Origin of the sequence: Curtobacterium sp. AB451 (assembly GCF_050585845.1) — a bacterium.
In the GTDB taxonomy this organism is placed as follows: domain Bacteria; phylum Actinomycetota; class Actinomycetes; order Actinomycetales; family Microbacteriaceae; genus Curtobacterium.
This window is the reverse complement of sequence record NZ_JBOBQG010000001.1, coordinates 506,962-523,360: the sequence shown is the minus strand read 5'-3', so window position 1 is coordinate 523,360 and position 16,399 is coordinate 506,962. Positions and strand designations below refer to the sequence as shown.

Annotated in this window: 17 protein-coding genes; 9 read left to right on the top strand and 8 right to left on the bottom strand. The window is 71.5% G+C overall.

Annotation, left to right across the window (positions count from 1 at the left end; genetic code table 11):
- Window positions 1–9: 9 nt before the first annotated feature.
- The 3 genes from ACQXVK_RS02385 to ACQXVK_RS02375 form a co-directional block, all read right to left on the bottom strand.
- On the bottom strand, window positions 10–1,119 hold the full coding sequence (locus ACQXVK_RS02385) for an AI-2E family transporter (protein ID WP_430852545.1): 1,110 nt from the start codon (window positions 1,117–1,119) through the stop codon (window positions 10–12).
- 150 nt (window positions 1,120–1,269) lie between these two features.
- Window positions 1,270–3,096 carry a BCCT family transporter gene (locus ACQXVK_RS02380; protein ID WP_430852544.1) on the bottom strand — a complete coding sequence of 609 codons (1,827 nt, stop codon included), beginning with the start codon at window positions 3,094–3,096 and terminating at the stop codon, window positions 1,270–1,272.
- A gap of 48 nt (window positions 3,097–3,144) precedes the next feature.
- On the bottom strand, window positions 3,145–3,951 hold the full coding sequence (locus tag ACQXVK_RS02375; protein ID WP_416393656.1) for a glycosyltransferase family 2 protein: 807 nt from the start codon (window positions 3,949–3,951) through the stop codon (window positions 3,145–3,147).
- 158 nt (window positions 3,952–4,109) lie between these two features.
- On the opposite strand from ACQXVK_RS02375, the gene ACQXVK_RS02370 reads away from it, so the two are divergent.
- From ACQXVK_RS02370 to ACQXVK_RS02360, 3 genes are all read left to right on the top strand, one after another.
- The gene (locus tag ACQXVK_RS02370) at window positions 4,110–4,994 is read left to right on the top strand and encodes a serine hydrolase domain-containing protein (protein ID WP_430852543.1); all 885 of its coding nucleotides are present in this window, start codon (window positions 4,110–4,112) and stop codon (window positions 4,992–4,994) included.
- A 340-nt stretch (window positions 4,995–5,334) separates the two neighbouring features.
- Window positions 5,335–7,296, top strand: coding sequence for a potassium transporter Kup (locus ACQXVK_RS02365; protein ID WP_430852542.1), 1,962 nt, complete (start codon window positions 5,335–5,337; stop codon window positions 7,294–7,296).
- Between the two features lie 266 nt (window positions 7,297–7,562).
- Entirely contained in the window at window positions 7,563–8,402 is an 840-nt protein-coding gene (locus ACQXVK_RS02360) for a glycoside hydrolase family 16 protein (RefSeq protein ID WP_402264891.1), read from the top strand.
- 76 nt (window positions 8,403–8,478) lie between these two features.
- Here ACQXVK_RS02360 and ACQXVK_RS02355 read toward each other — a convergent pair whose 3' ends face one another.
- Both ACQXVK_RS02355 and ACQXVK_RS02350 read right to left on the bottom strand, forming a co-directional pair.
- The gene (locus ACQXVK_RS02355; RefSeq protein ID WP_430852541.1) at window positions 8,479–9,354 is read right to left on the bottom strand and encodes a DUF808 family protein; all 876 of its coding nucleotides are present in this window, start codon (window positions 9,352–9,354) and stop codon (window positions 8,479–8,481) included.
- Window positions 9,355–9,615: 261 nt separating this feature from the next.
- Window positions 9,616–10,053 carry a VOC family protein gene (locus ACQXVK_RS02350; RefSeq protein WP_430852540.1) on the bottom strand — a complete coding sequence of 146 codons (438 nt, stop codon included), beginning with the start codon at window positions 10,051–10,053 and terminating at the stop codon, window positions 9,616–9,618.
- Window positions 10,054–10,104: 51 nt separating this feature from the next.
- Here ACQXVK_RS02350 and ACQXVK_RS02345 point away from each other — a divergent pair, with 51 nt between their 5' ends.
- Window positions 10,105–10,374, top strand: coding sequence for a hypothetical protein (locus ACQXVK_RS02345; RefSeq protein ID WP_022907953.1), 270 nt, complete (start codon window positions 10,105–10,107; stop codon window positions 10,372–10,374).
- Window positions 10,375–10,382: 8 nt separating this feature from the next.
- Here ACQXVK_RS02345 and ACQXVK_RS02340 read toward each other — a convergent pair whose 3' ends face one another.
- From ACQXVK_RS02340 to ACQXVK_RS02330, 3 genes are all read right to left on the bottom strand, one after another.
- Window positions 10,383–10,778 carry an arsenate reductase ArsC gene (locus ACQXVK_RS02340; protein WP_402264879.1) on the bottom strand — a complete coding sequence of 132 codons (396 nt, stop codon included), beginning with the start codon at window positions 10,776–10,778 and terminating at the stop codon, window positions 10,383–10,385.
- Window positions 10,775–11,191: a hypothetical protein gene (locus ACQXVK_RS02335; RefSeq protein WP_022907956.1), complete on the bottom strand. Its 417-nt coding sequence runs from the start codon at window positions 11,189–11,191 to the stop codon at window positions 10,775–10,777. Before ACQXVK_RS02335 ends, ACQXVK_RS02340 begins: the two co-directional genes overlap by 4 nt.
- A gap of 116 nt (window positions 11,192–11,307) precedes the next feature.
- On the bottom strand, window positions 11,308–11,886 hold the full coding sequence (locus ACQXVK_RS02330) for a TetR family transcriptional regulator (protein WP_430852539.1): 579 nt from the start codon (window positions 11,884–11,886) through the stop codon (window positions 11,308–11,310).
- A gap of 68 nt (window positions 11,887–11,954) precedes the next feature.
- Here ACQXVK_RS02330 and ACQXVK_RS02325 point away from each other — a divergent pair, with 68 nt between their 5' ends.
- From ACQXVK_RS02325 to ACQXVK_RS02305, 5 genes are all read left to right on the top strand, one after another.
- The gene (locus ACQXVK_RS02325) at window positions 11,955–12,713 is read left to right on the top strand and encodes an SDR family NAD(P)-dependent oxidoreductase (RefSeq protein ID WP_416393642.1); all 759 of its coding nucleotides are present in this window, start codon (window positions 11,955–11,957) and stop codon (window positions 12,711–12,713) included.
- A gap of 21 nt (window positions 12,714–12,734) precedes the next feature.
- Window positions 12,735–13,148, top strand: coding sequence for a hypothetical protein (locus ACQXVK_RS02320; protein ID WP_430852538.1), 414 nt, complete (start codon window positions 12,735–12,737; stop codon window positions 13,146–13,148).
- Window positions 13,149–13,323: 175 nt separating this feature from the next.
- The gene (locus ACQXVK_RS02315) at window positions 13,324–14,151 is read left to right on the top strand and encodes an ABC transporter ATP-binding protein (protein WP_430852537.1); all 828 of its coding nucleotides are present in this window, start codon (window positions 13,324–13,326) and stop codon (window positions 14,149–14,151) included.
- Window positions 14,152–14,164: 13 nt separating this feature from the next.
- The gene (locus ACQXVK_RS02310; RefSeq protein ID WP_430852536.1) at window positions 14,165–15,010 is read left to right on the top strand and encodes an ABC transporter permease; all 846 of its coding nucleotides are present in this window, start codon (window positions 14,165–14,167) and stop codon (window positions 15,008–15,010) included.
- Window positions 15,011–15,236: 226 nt separating this feature from the next.
- Window positions 15,237–16,379: an ABC transporter substrate-binding protein gene (locus ACQXVK_RS02305; protein ID WP_430852535.1), complete on the top strand. Its 1,143-nt coding sequence runs from the start codon at window positions 15,237–15,239 to the stop codon at window positions 16,377–16,379.
- Window positions 16,380–16,399: the final 20 nt, after the last annotated feature.

Sequence of the window (16,399 nt, the reverse complement as noted above, 5' to 3'; positions counted from 1 at the left end):
GCCGAGCCGTCAGGACGACGGTTCGGCGGCCCGCGGGATCGGCAGGGCGATCTCGACGTCCGGGTCGCCCTCGCGCGCGGCTCGGATCATGGAGTTGGCCGTCGCAGCGAGCGGGACCGCGAAGAACCCGCCGGCGATCCCGCCGACCGTGGTGCCGGCGATCACGGCGACGAGCACCGCGAGCGGGTGGACCGCGACGACCGAGCCGGTCAGGAACGGGTGCAGGACCTGCCCTTCGAGCTGCTGCACCAGGACGACGATGCCGAGCATCACCAGGGCGACGACCCAGCCCTTGAAGAGCAGCGCGAGCAGGACCGCGACCGCTCCGGCCGCGAACGCCCCGACCACCGGGATGAACGCGCCGACGAACACGACGACGCCGATCGGTCCGGCGAGCGGCACGCCCAGGAGGAACGCGCCGAGGGCGATCCCGATCGCGTCCGTCGCGGCGATGACGACCTGCACCCGGATGAAGTGCGTGAGCGTGGTCCAGCCGGCTTCGCTCGCCACGTGCAGGCGGTGCTGTGCCCGCCGCGGGAAGAGCGACACGATCCAGTCCCACATGTGCCGGCCACCGGTGAGGGCGAAGATCGTGACGAACGTCACGATGAACAGGCCCTCTCCGAGGTGGACCAGGGTGGCGCCGGCGACCGCGACGCCCTGCTGCAGTTCGGCGCTGTGCTGCTCGATGAACGTCCTCGCGTCGGTCGAGATCGTGTCGAGGTCGACCGACGGCAGTCCGAACGGCGGGTGCCGCAGCAGGTCCTGGACCGTACCGATCAGCGCGACGCTCCGCCGCTCGAGGTCGGGCAGTTGCTCGTTGACCCGCCACACGACGAGGAAGACCAGGAACGCGATCCCGGCGACGAGGGTCAGCAACGCGGCCGTGATCGCGAGCCACTTCGGGACGCCGTGCCGTTGCAGGAGCGCACTGAAGGGGACCAGCAGCGCCGCGACGACGAGCCCGATGAGCAGCGGGACGACGACGTTGGCGAGCGTGAACGCGACGTACCCGGCGAGTCCGATGGCGGCCGCGATGACGAGGAGCCGACCGGCGAAGACCGCCCCGGCGCGGAGGCCGGACGACGTCGGGCCGTCGGTGGTGGAGGGTGTGGTCATGCGCGGTCTCTCGCTCGGGGGTCGTGGGCAGTGCCATGATCCGCCGGGGCTGCTGGACGCGGTCCAACCCGATCAGGGGCGCCCGCCGCGGGGACGGACGGGAGGCGCGGTGCCAGCTGGCACCGCGCCTCCCGTCCGCCCGTGGTCGCGTCAGCGACCGCCGGTCGCGTCCTCGTCGCCGCGCGCGGTCGCGACGTCGAGGCGGGGATCGAGCGCCGGGTCCGGGGAGACCGCCTCGGTGTGGATCGGCGGATCCGGCTCGATCGCGACGTCCGGACGGGCCTGGCGATCGGACCGCCCGCGTTCCTCGGACGAGCGAGCGGGGCGCAGCCGGTGGCGCAGCGCCTGCCACGGTCTGCCGATCCCGGTGTAGACGCCGCGGTCGGCGGGGCCGTCGACCTCGAGGCCGTAGTACTCGCCCACGCGTTCGAGCAGGAGCGCCCGTTCGGCGCGGTCGTACGCGCGTCGTTCGCGGGTGAAGGCGATGACCGTGGACCAGCAGGTGAGCAGGAGGACGATGCTGAACGGCAGCGCCGTGGTGATCGCGGCCGTCTTCAGGGCGTTGAGCCCTCCGGTCAGCAGCAGGGCGACGGCGAGCAGTGCCGAGACGCCGGCGAAGAAGACCCGGAGCCAGTTCTTCGGCTCGATGTCACCGCCGGACGCGATCATCGCCATCACGAGCGATCCCGAGTCCGACGAGGTCACGAAGAACACGCCGATGAGCAGGATCGCGCCGAAGGTCAGGACGGTGCCTGCGGGCAGGTCGCTGAGCAGGGTGAAGAGCGACCCCTCGACGTCGACCGACCCGTCGGCCCCGATCAGACCGCCGCCGTTCATCTGCTGGTGGATGGCCGCGCCACCGAGCACGGCGAACCACAGCATCGTCAGCGCGGTCGGCACGAGCAGGACACCGAAGACGAACTGCCGCACGGTGCGGCCCTTCGAGATGCGGGCGATGAAGATGCCCACGAACGGTGCCCAGGACATCCACCAGCCCCAGTAGAACGTGGTCCAGGCCGCCTGCCACGCCTCACCGGCAGCGCCCTGCTGCGCGCTCACCGTGAACGAGAGCCCGACGAGGTTCTGCAGGTACGCGCCGATCGACTGGACGAAGTCGCGCAGGAGGTACTGCGTCGGGCCCACGATGAGGATGAAGAGCAGCAGCGCCGCCGCGAGCAGGAGGTTGAAGTTCGACAGGATCTTCATCCCCTTCGTCACGCCGGTGACGAGGGAGACGATCGTGAGGGCGGTGATCACGGCGATGATGGCGATCTGGCTGACCGTGCTGCTCTCGGCGATCCCGGCGCTCTCGAGTCCGGCACCGATCTGGATCACGCCGAGCCCGAGCGACGTCGCGACGCCGAACAGGGTGCCGACCAGTGCGATGACGTCGATGAGGTTGCCCCATCCGCCCTTCACCCGTGCGCCGAGGAGCGGTTCGAGGGCCCACCGGATCGACACGGGGCGGCCGCGGCGGTGGATCGCGTACGCGAGGGCGAGGCCCAGGACGACGTAGATCGCCCAGGCGTGCAGGCCCCAGTGCAGGAAGGTCTGGGTCATGGCCTGCTGGGCGAGGGACGCCTCGTCGCCGGTGACGCCCGGGCGCGGGTCCGCGAAGTGGCTGAGCGGTTCGGACACCCCGTAGAACACGAGGCCGATGCCCATGCCGGCGGCGAACAGCAGCGCGAACCAGGAGCCGGTCGAGAACTCGGGTTCGTCCTGGTCTTTGCCGAGCTTGATGTCGCCGAACCGGCTGAAGCCGACGAAGACCGAGAAACCGACGAAGAACGCGGCGATGAGCACGTAGTACCAGCTGAAGTTCCGGACGATGCCGTCCTGCAGGGCCGAGAACGCCGCTTCGGCCGACGACGGGGCGATGAGCGTCCACGCGACGAAGGCGAGCACGATGACGGCGGCAGGCCAGAACACCCAGGTCTTGAGTCGTGGGGTCGTCGTGGGTGGGTCGGTCGTTGCCATGCACCCATCGTGCCCGCGGACGAGCCTGTACGACCGCTCAGTCCCAGATCATCCGCGCACCGGGCGGAGCGCGTCCGCGTGCGGATGCCCGACCTCGGGACGCCGGACCGGCACCGCACGGGGACCCGCCGACGATCGCCGGACCGCCCGGACGACCGGCACGATCCGGAACCCGCCGAGCGCGAGGGTCCGGAGCGCCTTGCCGGTCCGGACGACCAACCCCCTGAGGTCGCGGACCGGTCCGCCGGACACGCTCATCACGAGGGACCGGTCGAGCACCACCCGCCAGGCCGGATCGAACTGGACGGACAGGTCGACGTCGTCGTGCACCCGGGGGTCCGTGCGGTGCACGCGCGACCGCACCGCGAGCCACGCGACCCGCCGCATGACCATGTTCGAACCGAAGAGCGGCGGCTGCCAGAGCGCCGCGCCCATCAGGGCGAAGTACGCGCGCATGTACGCGATGCGCCAGAACGCGCGCTCCAGCCGGCCGAGCCCGCGGAACTCGCCCGGCCCCGTGACGGCGACGACCAGGTCGTCGTCGAAGTGCCGGAGTGCTCGCTCGAGCCAGTCGGGGTCCGGGCGGGAGTCCGCGTCGAGCCGGGCGACCAGGGTCCCCGTCGCCTGGTCGTACCCCCGCGCAGCCGCGGCGGCGATCGCCCGGACGGGTTCGTGCAGCACGAGCGCGCCCGACCGGGTGGCGACGGCCACGCTGTCGTCGGCGCTGCCGTTGTCGACGACGATCACCTCGTCGGGTGCCCGAGTCTGCCGAGCCAGCGCCTCCAGGCACGAGCGGAGCTCGTCCGCGTCGTCGAGACACGGCACGACGACGGAGACGGTGTCCGGAGGGGGCACGGGACCAGCCAACCAGGCCGTGCTCCGCCCGCTCCCGGGCGCCGTGGTCGCGACGCGAGTGCGGGGCGACGGCCGTGACGGGACGGACTGGAGGGACGGTGCGGGCCCGCACCGTGCCTCCCGTGGGTCGTCGGCACCGTCCGCGAGAGGATGGCCGGGTGCGCACCGCGACCAGCCTGCTCGACGCCCTCGTCCGACACGTCGACGCCTCGGGCTTCGCCGCCCACGGTCTGCACGTCCTGGTCGGCGACGACACCGCCGAGCACCACTGGACGCCCGACGTCCGGCGCGAGGTGCACTCGGTCGCGAAGGGGATCGCGGTCCTCGCCACGGGGATCGCCGCCGACGACGGGCTGGTCGACGTCGACGCCCCGGTGTCGGTCTCGCTCCCCGACGTCCGGTACGGCCCGGGGACGGACGCGGTCACCCTGCGCCACCTGCTGACCATGACGAGCGGCGTCGACATGCCGTGGTCGCCGACCGAGCTGCACGACTGGCCGGACCTCGCGCTGGAGTTCCTCGGGCGACCGTCACGCGGTCGCGTGTTCCAGTACGCGAACGCCAGCACCTACACGGCGATGCGGGTGCTCGAGACGCACGTCGGCGACGTCGGCACGTTCGTGTCCCGTCGCCTGTTCGACCCGCTCGGCATCCACGACGTCTCTTGGGCCCGCTGTGCGAACGGCCACGTCGCCGGGGGCGAGGGCCTCGCGATGCGCACCGGTGAGCTCGCTCGGATCGGGCGGCTCGTCCGCGACCGCGGCGAACACGACGGCCGCCGGGTCGTGGGGACCCGCTGGTGCGACGCGATGCACACCGACTGGGTCGAGCGCGACGGCGCGGGGCCGGGCTACGAGCGGTACGCGATGGCGGGGTGGGACGGCCCCGGGCGGCTCTGGCGGCTGCACGGCGCGTACGGGCAGATGCTGCTCTTCGACGGGGACACGGTGGTGACCGTCACGGCCGACGACCACCTCGGCGCGGACGCGTTCGCCGGAGCGGTCGCGGACGAGCTGGAGCGTCAGGGGCCGACCGGCCCCTGACGGCCGGGCGTCAGCGCCGACGTCGCGTGGACAGCAGCCCGCCGAACACCAGCACCACCGCCACGCAGAAGACGATCAGTCCCGCGGGGTCGAAGCCGTCGAAGTTCATCGTTCCTCCCGATGTGTCGCCCCGACACTACGACCGCGTCGCTCGACGCGTGCGGTGACCCGGGTCCGTCCGCATTCCGGGTCGCACAGGGTCGTCCGGTCTGCGCATCCGGTCCCGCCGGCGTGCGCATGTGCGCGCGCTGCGAGCGCCCGGGCCGCGCTGGTGCGATGATGATCCGCGGCCGTCGCCCCGACGGCGAGGACGCCGTCGCCGGACGGCGAGGAGACGGAAGTGACGAGCGTGACCGAGACCCGCTCTCAGACCCCGACGACCGAGACCACCGACGACGCCGGAACGCACGGCCCAGCGAAGGGCATCGCCGCCCTCGCCCTGGCCGCGCTCGGTGTCGTCTTCGGCGACATCGGCACGAGCCCGCTGTACGCGTTGCGCACCGTGTTCACGATCGACGGCGGCATCGTGCAGGCGAACCAGGAGGACGTCTACGGGGTGATCTCGATGATGTTCTGGAGCATCACGGTCATCGTGTCGATCAAGTACGTCCTCGTGCTCATGCGCGCCGACAACAACGGCGAGGGCGGGGTCATGGCGCTCGCCGCGCTGGCCCGGCGGCTGTACGCCAAGCGGCGCGGGGGAGCGACGATCTTCCTCGTCATCGGGATCGTCGGCGTCTCGCTCTTCTACGGTGACTCGGTCATCACCCCGGCCGTGTCCGTGCTCTCCGCCGTCGAGGGGCTGCAGACGGCGGCCCCCTCGGTGGAACACCTCATCGTGCCGATCGCCGCGGTCATCCTCGTGCTGCTGTTCGCGGTGCAGCGGTTCGGCACCGGCAAGGTCGGCAACCTGTTCGGCCCGGTCATGCTGCTCTGGTTCGTCGTCATCGCCGCTGCCGGCGTCCCGCACATCCTGGCGCACCCGGGTGTCCTGCAGGGCCTCTCGCCCACCTGGGCCATCGCCTTCCTCATCGCCCACCCGTACATCACGTTCGTCGCGATGGGTGCGGTCGTGCTCGTCATCACCGGTGCCGAGGCCCTCTACGCCGACATGGGCCACTTCGGTCGGAAGCCGATCCTGCGGGCCTGGTTCTTCGTCGTGTTCCCGGCGCTCGTGCTGAACTACCTCGGCCAGGCGTCGCTCGTGCTGAACCAGCCGGGGGCGGCGAAGGACCCGTTCTTCCTGCTGTTCCCGAGCGCGCTGCAGATCCCCGTCGTGATCCTCGCGACGATGGCGACCGTCATCGCCAGCCAGGCCGTCATCTCCGGGGCGTTCTCGCTGAGCCGCCAGGCCGTGCAGCTCGGCCTGCTGCCGCCCCTGACCATCCGCCAGACCTCACGGCAGGAGGGCGGGCAGATCTACCTGCCGGCCGTCAACCTCCTGCTGTTCATCGGGGTGCTGGCCGTGATGCTCGCGTTCCGGTCCTCGGCGAGCCTGGCCACCGCATACGGGGTGTCCGTCACCGGCGCGCTCGTCGTCGACACGCTCCTGCTGCTCCTCGTGGTGAAGCCGCTCTGGCAGTGGAAGACGTGGAAGCTCGTCGTCGCCGCGATCGCCTTCGGCGGACTCGAGCTGACGTTCCTCGCCGGCAACCTGTCGAAGATCCTGCACGGTGGGTGGGTCCCGCTCCTCATCGCCCTCGCGGTGATCACGCTCATGACCACCTGGCGCCGCGGTCGGCAGCTCGTGCAGGAGGAGCGCAAGGAGCGCGAGGGGTCCCTCGCCGACTTCATCGAGAAGATCAACACGAAGGGCATCCCGCGCGTGCGGGGCGTCGCGATCTTCCCGCACCCGAACAAGGAGACGACCCCGCTCGCGCTCCGGGCGAACGTCGAGCACAACCACGTCGTGCACCGGACCGTGGTCATCGTGTCCGTCATCACCGCGAACGTGCCCCACGTCCCGCACGCCAAGGCCTTCTTCCGCGACGACCTCGGCTACGAGGACGACGGCATCGACCACGTCACGATCAAGTTCGGGTTCTCGGACGACCAGGACCTGCCGAAGGCACTGCACGCCGCGTGCCTGGCCGAGGTGCTCGAGATCGATCCGGACGAGATCGCGAACGCGTCGTACTTCATCTCGCGGGGTGCCCTGCGGCCGATGCCGGGGAACCGCGGGATGGTGAGCTGGCGGAAGAAGCTCTTCGTCGGGCTGGCGCACAACGCGGCGGATCCGGCTGCGCGCTTCGGCCTGCCGGCGGAACGCACCGTGACGATGGGCAGCGACGTCGAGATCTGACGACCGTCGGGCGTGACCGGTCGACGGACGGGAGGCGCGGTGCCAGCTGGCACCGCGCCTCCCGTCCGTGCGTCCGGCGTGGTCCCGTGCCCCCTGCTCGGGGGATCCGAGCAGGGGTAGACGGGTACGTCGGGTACAGCGAACCTGGGTGCCGGGGCATCCAGACCGGGAATCGGCTAACCGCCGGACGCTGACGCCCGATACTCCAACGCACAAGCACCTCGGCCATCGCACCACACGCCCGTCCCACACAGGAGGCAGTTCGCATGCGGTCCCCGTCAGTCGTCGTCGCCGCGCTCTCGATCGCTCTCGTCGCGGCCACCAGCCTCGCCGCCGGAGCTCCGGCCGGCGCAGCAGCGCTCCCCGCCTCGTCCAGGGCGACCGCCACCGTGCCCGACGGCCGGGCGATCCCGAAGACGAACGTCGTGTCGAACGGCCGGACGTGGAAGCAGACCTTCCGCACCGGCTTCGACAGCTACGTCCCGGTCGGGAAGTTCGCGTCGAAGTACCCGAAGATCGGTCTCTACGACGGGTTCAAGGACACCACCGGCAAGGGGAAGTACGCACCGTCGAAGGTCCTGAGCGTCAAGGACGGGGTGCTCGACTTCGCCCTCCACACCGAGAAGGGCCAGCCCCTCGTCGCGGCGATCATGCCCGACGGGTACGCGCCCCACACGACCGGCCGGGTGTCCATCCGGTACAAGACCACGAAGACGCAGGGCTACAAGTTCTCCACGATCCTCTGGCCTTCGAGCGACGACTGGAACGAGGGCGAGATCGACTGGCCGGAGGCCGACCTCGGCGCCCGGCCCCGCCCGGCGTCGGCGGTGCCCGGCAGCTGGTCGCCCCTCGGCATGCGGTTCGAGCCGGGCAAGGAGGCCTTCGCCCCGACGGACAGCACGGGGTGGCACGTGGCCACGACCGAGTGGGACAAGGGCATCGTGCGGTTCTACTGGGACGGCAAGCTCGTCTCCTCGACCACGAAGGCGGTGCCGAAGACGGCCTTCCGCGTGACGCTGCAGGCGGAGACGACGACGAACGGCGGGAAGATCCCGGCCAGCGCGGTCGGGCACGTCAGCATCGACTGGGTCGCCATCTGGAACTGAGCCGGTCGGGGACCGCGTGCTCAGTGCGCGCGGCCCCGCAGCCGGCGCTCAGTGCGCGCGGCCCCGCAGCCGGCGCTCAGTGCGTGCGGCCCCGCAGCCGGCCGATGCCGAGGACGACGGCGACGACGACCAGGCCGAGCAGGAGTCCGACCACCGCCGACACCGCGGTGTCCACGATCCACGTGACGACCGGCCCGGCCGCCTCGATGCCGTGCTCGATCGTGTGCAGCAGGTCGTACGGCGCGTGCCAGGACGTCTCCGCGAGGTTCGCGATCACGAGGTGCCCGCCCACCCAGAGCATCGCGACCGTGCCGACCACGCCGATCACGCGGAACACCGTCGGCATCGCCCGCACGATCCGCGCGCCGACCCGGCGGGTCCGGCGGACCGAGTGCTTCATCATCTGCAGACCGATGTCGTCGATCTTCACGAGCAGGGCCACCGCGCCGTAGACGGCCCCGGTCATGACGAGCCCGATGACGATGAGCGCGCCGAGCGTCGGCCAGAGCCCGAGGTTCGGGTCGAGCCCGGCGAGGGCGATGAGCATGATCTCCGTGCTGAGGATGAGGTCCGTGCGGATCGCCCCGAAGACGAGCTTGGGTTCAGCGACGGTCTCGTCCGACCCGGCCTCGTGGTGGGCGCCGAACCACTCGGTGACCTTCTCGGCCCCCTCGAAGCACAGGTAGGTGCCACCGAGCAGGAGCAGCCACGGGAGCACCCACGGGGCGAACGCCGTGAGCAGCAGCGCCAGCGGGATGATGATGACGAACTTGTTGAAGAGGCTGCCGAGTGCGATCCGTCCCACCACCGGCAGTTCGCGAGCGGGGGACAGCCCCTGCACGTACTGCGGCGTCACGGCGGCGTCGTCGATCACGACACCAGCGGTCTTGGCGCTGGCCTTGAGGGCCGCGGAGAGCACGTCGTCGACGATGGCGAGCAGACCGACTGACATGCGCTCAGACTAGGGCCTCGACGCGTCCCGTCGGCGCAGGGTCTGCGAGGGCGACTCCGCGTAGACCTCGGCGGAGTACCCCGAGAACCGCCCGAGGTGGTTGAACCCCCGCGATCGACTGGTTCCCGTGCGCGCGGACCGCGGCGGTCGTGGACGGGTCCAGGAGACGCGGTGCGGCTTCGCCGACCCGGTTGCGGGGCCGACCAGGTTGCGGGGCCGACGCGGTTGCGGGGCCGACCCGGTTGCGGGACCGAGGCGACCTCAGTCGAGGCAGAACTCGTTGCCCTCGACGTCCTGCATGACGATGCACGACTCGTTGACCTCGTCGGCGAGCATGCGACGGAACTGCGTGGCGCCGAGCGCGACGAGTCGGTCACGCTCGGCGTCGAGGGCGGCGAGCCGCTCGGCGCCGACGAGGCCGGTGCCGACCCGGACGTCGAGGTGCACGCGGTTCTTCACCGTCTTGCCCTCCGGCACGCGCTGGAAGAACAGTCGCGGGCCGACGCCGGTCGGGTCCACGCACGCGAACGCCGAGCCGCGGTGCTCCGGGGGCAGTGCGCTGTCGAAGGCGTCCCACGAGTCGAAGCCGGTCGGCGGTGGCGGCACCACGTACCCGAGGACCTCGCACCAGAAGCGCGCCACGCGCTCGGGATCCGCGCAGTCGAACGTCACCTGCACCTGCCGCACCGTCGCCGTCATGGCGCCACCCTAGGCTGAACGTCACCGACGTGGCGTCCGTATGCTCGCCGCATGGCTGACTTCACCGCTGACCAGGCCGCCGTCGTGCGGATCGAACGTGCCGAGGAAGGCCGCTGGGACCTCACGGTGATCAGCGACTCGGGCGTCCGCATGGGGCACGGCGAGTACCTCTTCGACGAGGCGGACGACGACGCGGCGGGGGAGCAGGCAGCGGCGCTCGACTTCGTCCGCGGCTACGGCTTCCGCTTCGAGCCGGACGCCGTGGTCGCGGACGGGCCGGACGCCTACTGGGCACCACTGCTCGCGCTCGACGAGCGGTAGCACTCCGCTCAGAGGCTCGCGACGAGCTCCTCGACCCGCGCACGGATCGCGTCGCGGATCGGACGGACGCGCTCGAGCGGCTGCCCGGCCGGGTCGTCGAGCGCCCAGTCCTCGTACCGCTTCCCGGGGAACACCGGGCAGGCGTCGCCGCAGCCCATCGTGATGACGACGTCGGACTCCCGGACGGTGTCGGTCTCGAGCACGGCGGGCACGGCCGAGGCGATGTCGATGCCCTCCTCCGCCATGGCCGCGACGGCGACGGCGTTGACCTGGTCCGCCGGTTCGCTGCCGGCCGAGAACACCCGGACCCGGTCACCCGCCAGGTGCTGCAGGTACCCGGCGGCCATCTGGGACCGGCCGGCGTTGTGCACGCACACGAACAGGACGGTGGGGAGACCGCTCACGCGAGCGCTCCCGCCTCGAAGCCGATGAGCCACGTGACGCCGAACGCGTCGCGCACGGTGCCGTCCCAGTCGCCCCACGGTCGTTCCTGCAGCGGGTCGATGACGGCGCCGTCCGAGGCGAGGTCGTCGAACCAGCTGCGGAGCACGTCGGGTTCGGCAGCGCCGAGCAACGAGAACAGCAGCCCGGTCGCCGAGAACGCGTCCTCGCCAGCCGGGGCGTCGGCGGCGAAGAGCGTGATGCCGCCGCCGGTGAGCTGCCCGTGGGCGACGGCGTCGGCGGGGCCGTCCTCCCGCGAGAAGTCGGCGAAGGTGGCGATGCGCAACTCGCCGCCGAAGACGTCCTGCCAGCGCCCGAGCGCCTGCAGCGCGGTGCCGTCGAACTGGAAGTAGGGCGAGGGCCCGTTCACGTTCATGATCGGACCCTACCGCTCGTGCCGTCGTGAGTGGGGCTCGAGAGCCGGCCGATCGTCGGACGGGAGGCGCGGTGCGGGCCCGCACCGCGCCTCCCGTCCGACACGGGACCGCTCCGTCAGCCGAACAGCCCGAGTGCTTCGTCGACGACGTCCTCGGGGCGACCCGCGCCGTCGGTCGCCCACCAGGTGAGGGCGGCGCTCGCCGCCGCCGCGAGGGCGTGTGCCCGGACCCGGGTCGCGAGGTCGTCGACCGACCCGCCGTCCCGCTCGGCCACGAATCGTTCGATTACGCCCGTGAGGGCGCTGACCGCGGCCTCGCCACCGCGCTCGAGCGAGGGGTTCGCCCGGATCACCCGCAGGCGGTGCCGGGTGACCTCGACGGCCTCGTCCGGGAACGTGGCGCCGACCCGGTAGGCGGCGCGGAGGGCGACCCACGCGGACTCCGATGCCGGCCGTGCGGCGAGTGCGTCGGTGAACCGGACCGCGAACTCGTCGAGGCCGCCCCACACGAGCGCGGCCTTGCTCGGGAAGAGCCGGAACAACGACCGACGGCTGACCCCTGCGGCGGCCGCGACGTCGTCCATCGACACCTCGTCGAACCCCCGCTCGTCGAAGAGCCGGAGGGCCACGAGGGAGACCGCGTCCGGGTCGATGGTCCGTGGACGTCCGGTGGGCCGGTCCGTCGTGGAGGGCATGGATTCCTTTCGGCACTGAGTGCTACAACTGTGGTGGCGCAGCGAGCGCCTCGCAGTGAGGAGACGACATGACCGACACCACCGCCGGACGGTTCACCGGCAGGACCATCATCGTCACCGGGGCGGGTTCCGGCATCGGACGCGCCACGGCGACGCGCATCGCGAACGAGGGCGGGCGGGTGATCGGCACCGACGTCGTCGCCGAGCGGCTCGACGCACTCCGCACCGAACTCGACGGCCTCGATCTCGAGACCGTCGTCGGTGACGTCACCGCACCCGAGACGATCGCCGCGCTCCTCGCAGCCGCCGGGGACCAGGTCGACGGGCTCGCGAACGTCGCCGGCATCATGGACGCGTTCCTCCCGCCGAGCGAGGTCGACGACGCCACCTGGGACCGCGTGTTCAGCGTGAACGTGACCGGGCCGATGCGCCTGACCCGCGCGGTCCTGCCGCTGATGATCGCCGCCGGACGCGGCGTCGTCGTGAACGTGGCGTCCGAGGCGGCGCTCCGGGCGTCGGCCGCGGGTGCTGCGTACACGGCGTCGAAGCACGCGATCGCCGGGTTCACGAAGAGCGTCGCCTTCTTCCACGGACCGCAGGGCATCCGTGCCAACGCCGTCGCGCCCGGTGCCGTCGCGACGAACATCGAGGCACCGATGCGCAGCGAGTACGCGGCCGGGCGGGTGGGTCCGATCATGCAGACGACGATCCCGCCGGTGGCGCAGCCCGAGCAGCTCGCGGCGGCGATCACGTGGTTGCTCAGCGACGACTCGGCCAACGTGAACGGCGCGGTGCTGCCGAGCGACGGCGGGTGGTCGGTGGTCTGAGCGGCCGCCTACACTGCCGACATGACCGAGGTCTCCGACGCCCGCTCCGACTGGGGCCGGTTCGCCCCCGACTCCGTCGAGCGGCGGATGCTCGACGACACCGGGACCGCACTCGGGCTCGTCCTCCGTCCCCGCACCGTCGTACTCGACCGTGCCCGGGTCGAGGTCGAGGGCATCGACGCCGACGACCGCGTCGTCGTCCAGCTCGTCGCGAACCAGGGTGCCTACAAGCCCGCCTGGCGCAACAAGGTGATGGCCGACCTGTTCAAGCTGCTCTGGCTGCGGCAGTCCGTCCCCGGGGTCGAGCGGGCCGTCCTCGTCGTCGCCGAACCGGCTGCACGGGCGCTCGCCGGGTGGGTCTCGGTGGCCGCCGAGGACCTCGGCGTCGAGGTGCTCGTCTGGGACGGGCACGCGGCGGCACCGGCGCGGCGCTGACACCGCGCGACCGTTCACACGTTCGCAACACATGTGGCCCGACTCCGTAACACGAGCGTCCTAGCCTCGTCACCAGCAGCGGATTTCCGCGTCGCAGACGAACCCGAGCTCGCGACGCACGCTCTCCGCCATACGAGATCGAGCCTGCGTGCTCGCCGACGGTATGGAGGAACGGATGACCACAGCAGCGGTCCGGGTGGACGCGGTGCGCAAGGTGTACGGCGGTGGCCCGAGCGCCATGGTCGCCCTCGACGACGTCGACCTGACGATCGAACCCGGCAGGTTCGTCTCGCTCATCGGCCCGAGCGGATGCGGCAAGTCGACCCTGCTGCGCCTCGTCGCCGGCCTCGAGCCCGCCGACCGCGGCGCCGTGCAGGTGCACGGCGTCACCCCGGCGCAGGCGTGCGCGGCGAAGCTGATCGGCCTGGTGCCCCAGACGCCGGCGCTGCTGCCCTGGCTCACCGTGCTGCAGAACGTCTCCCTCGCCGGTCGGGTCAACCCCGGTGCCGGGCGTCGGCGCGCCGCCATCGAGGACCTCGAGGAGCGCGGAGCCGACGGCGGCCCGGACATGCGGCAGCTGCTCCGGATGGCCGGGCTCGGCGAGGCGATGGACAAGCTGCCCGCACAGCTCTCCGGGGGCATGCAGCAGCGTGCGGCGATCGTCCGGGCCTTCGGCCTGCGCCCCGACGTGCTGCTCATGGACGAGCCCTTCTCAGCCCTCGACGAGTTCACGCGGGAGTCGCTGCAGGACCAGCTGCTCGACCTCTGGGACGAGCTGCGGACGACGGTGCTCTTCGTCACGCACTCGGTCTCCGAGGCGGTCCGGATGTCGGACACGGTGGTCGTCATGGCGCCCCGGCCCGGACGGATCGTCGACGTCATCGACATCGACCTGCCGCGACCGCGGAACCAGCGGTTGTTCGAGGAACGGCGCTTCCACGAGTACGAGGACCTCGTCCGCACGCGGCTGCACAGCGCGTGGCGTGCGACGGACGCGGCTTGAGGGAGACGACACGATGACCACCACCAGCACGACCTCCACCGCCTCCGCCACGACCACCACCGTCGAGTCCGAGGCCGCAGCGTCCCGTCGGCCGCTCCCCGGCTGGATCCGCCCGACGGTCTGGACACCCCTCGTCGTGATGCTCGCCGTCCTCGCCGTGCTGTGGCAGATCGGCGCGACGACGATGCCGTACCTGCTCCCGCCGCTGCCCGCGGTGGGGGAGACCCTCGCCACGCAGCTGCCCTACTACCTGCAGAACGCCGGGATCACCCTCGTCGAGTCGCTCGTCGGCCTCGGCATCGGGTTCGTGGCCGCGTTCGTGCTCGCCGTGCTGACGAGCGAGCTGCCGATCGTCCGCCGCGCCGTCATGCCGATCGCGATCGTCCTCAACGTGACGCCGCTCGTCGCGATCGCCCCGGCCCTCGTGGTGGCGTTCGGGTTCGGTCCGCTGCCGAAGCTCGTGATCACGGCACTCATCTGCTTCTTCCCGATCCTCATCAACACCGCCACCGGGCTGCGGTCCGTCCCGCAGCCCGTGCTGCAGGTGTACCGGACCATCGACGCGTCCCGCCTCGAGATGCTCGTGCACCTGCGGATCCCGAACGCCCTGCCGTTCGTGTTCGCCGCGCTCCGCATCGTGTTCCCGCTGTCGATCATCGGCGCCGTCGTCGCCGAGCTGTCCGCCTCGGGGTCGACCGGCGGCCTCGGCACCGTGATCAGCACGGCGTCGTCGATGAACCAGCTCGACGTGGTCTACGCCGCGATCGCGATCCTCGCGGTGATGGGCGTCGCCCTGCTCGGCGTCATCTCGCTCGTCGAGCGACGCGTCCTGCGCTGGCACCGCACCGCGAACGACTGACGGCGACCACCGCCCGACCGCCGCCCCGCCACCGCACCGCCCGGCCACCGCACGCCGCGCCGCGGCCAGCAGCACCACCTGCCGGCGCGAGCCTGCCCACGCGACGCCGGCCGCGCCTCCAGGACGACCCCAGCCACCCCTGACCCGCACCCATCCCGCTCCGCCCCCGCTCCGCCCCCGCTCCGCCCCCGCCCTGCACCACCCATCCCTTCCCACAGGAGTGACCATGCAGCACCGCACCCGTCCCCGCCGAACCGGCCGGTCCCGCACCGCAGCCGCCCTCGCGACCCTCGCCACCACCGCGGCCGTGGCCCTCGCCCTCACCGGCTGCAGCACCGGCTCGAGCGCCGGCACCGGCTCGTCCGAGGGCAGCGCCATCTCCGCCGAACGGTGCAAGGAGAACAAGGCCGCCGGCCCGATCACCTACCTGTCCGGCTACCAGTACCAGTCCTCGGCGTCGATCCTCGAGTACATCGCCGCGGACCAGCTCGGCTACTTCAAGGACCTCTGCCTCGACGTCACCCTGAAGCCCGGCTCCGGCGACACCGCACAGAACACCAAGCTCCTGGCGAGCGGCCAGGCGACGGTGTCGGCCGTCGCGGAACAGGACCTCATCCAGGCCCGGGCGAACGGCATCGACATCACCGGGATCTCGTCGTACTCGAACGCCGGGCTCGACATCCTGATGACGAACAAGGACATCACGAAGCTCCCGCAGCTCGACGGCAAGGTCGTCGGCCACAAGGGCTACGTCCCCGCGTCCGTCCGGGCGATGATGGAGAAGGCCGGGGTGGAGTGGGACTCGCTCACCCTCGTGAAGGAGGGCTACGACCCCTCGGTCCTGCCGCGCAAGCAGAACGGTCTCGAGGCCCTCACCGGCTTCGTGTCGAACGAGCCGAACCTGCTCAAGGCCGCCGGTGACGACGTCACCGTGTGGCAGCCCGTCGACTACGGCATCCCCTCGTCGATCGGCGCCATGGCCGTGAACCCCGCGTTCGCGAAGGCCCACCCGACCGCCGTCGAGGACGTCCTGCGCGCAGCCCTGCACGCGTACGACTTCTGCTCGTCGAGCACGGCGAAGACGAAGCAGTGCGTCGGGTACGCCGCGAAGCTCTCCGGCGCGACCTACGACGAGGCGCAGAACGCGAAGATCTGGACGACCGAGACGAAGGTCATCGCGGACAACCCGACGCCGGGCCAGCCGCTCGGGGGCATCGACCCGGAGAACGTGTCGAAGCTCGTCGACATGCTGCACCAGTTCGACATCGTGAAGAGCTCGGTGACCGCGGACGACGCGAAGCGCTGGTTCACGAACGAGTACATCGACGCGATCACGAAGGACGGCGAGACCGTCTGGCCCGCACCGTGACCCGGGTGGGTCGCGCGGAC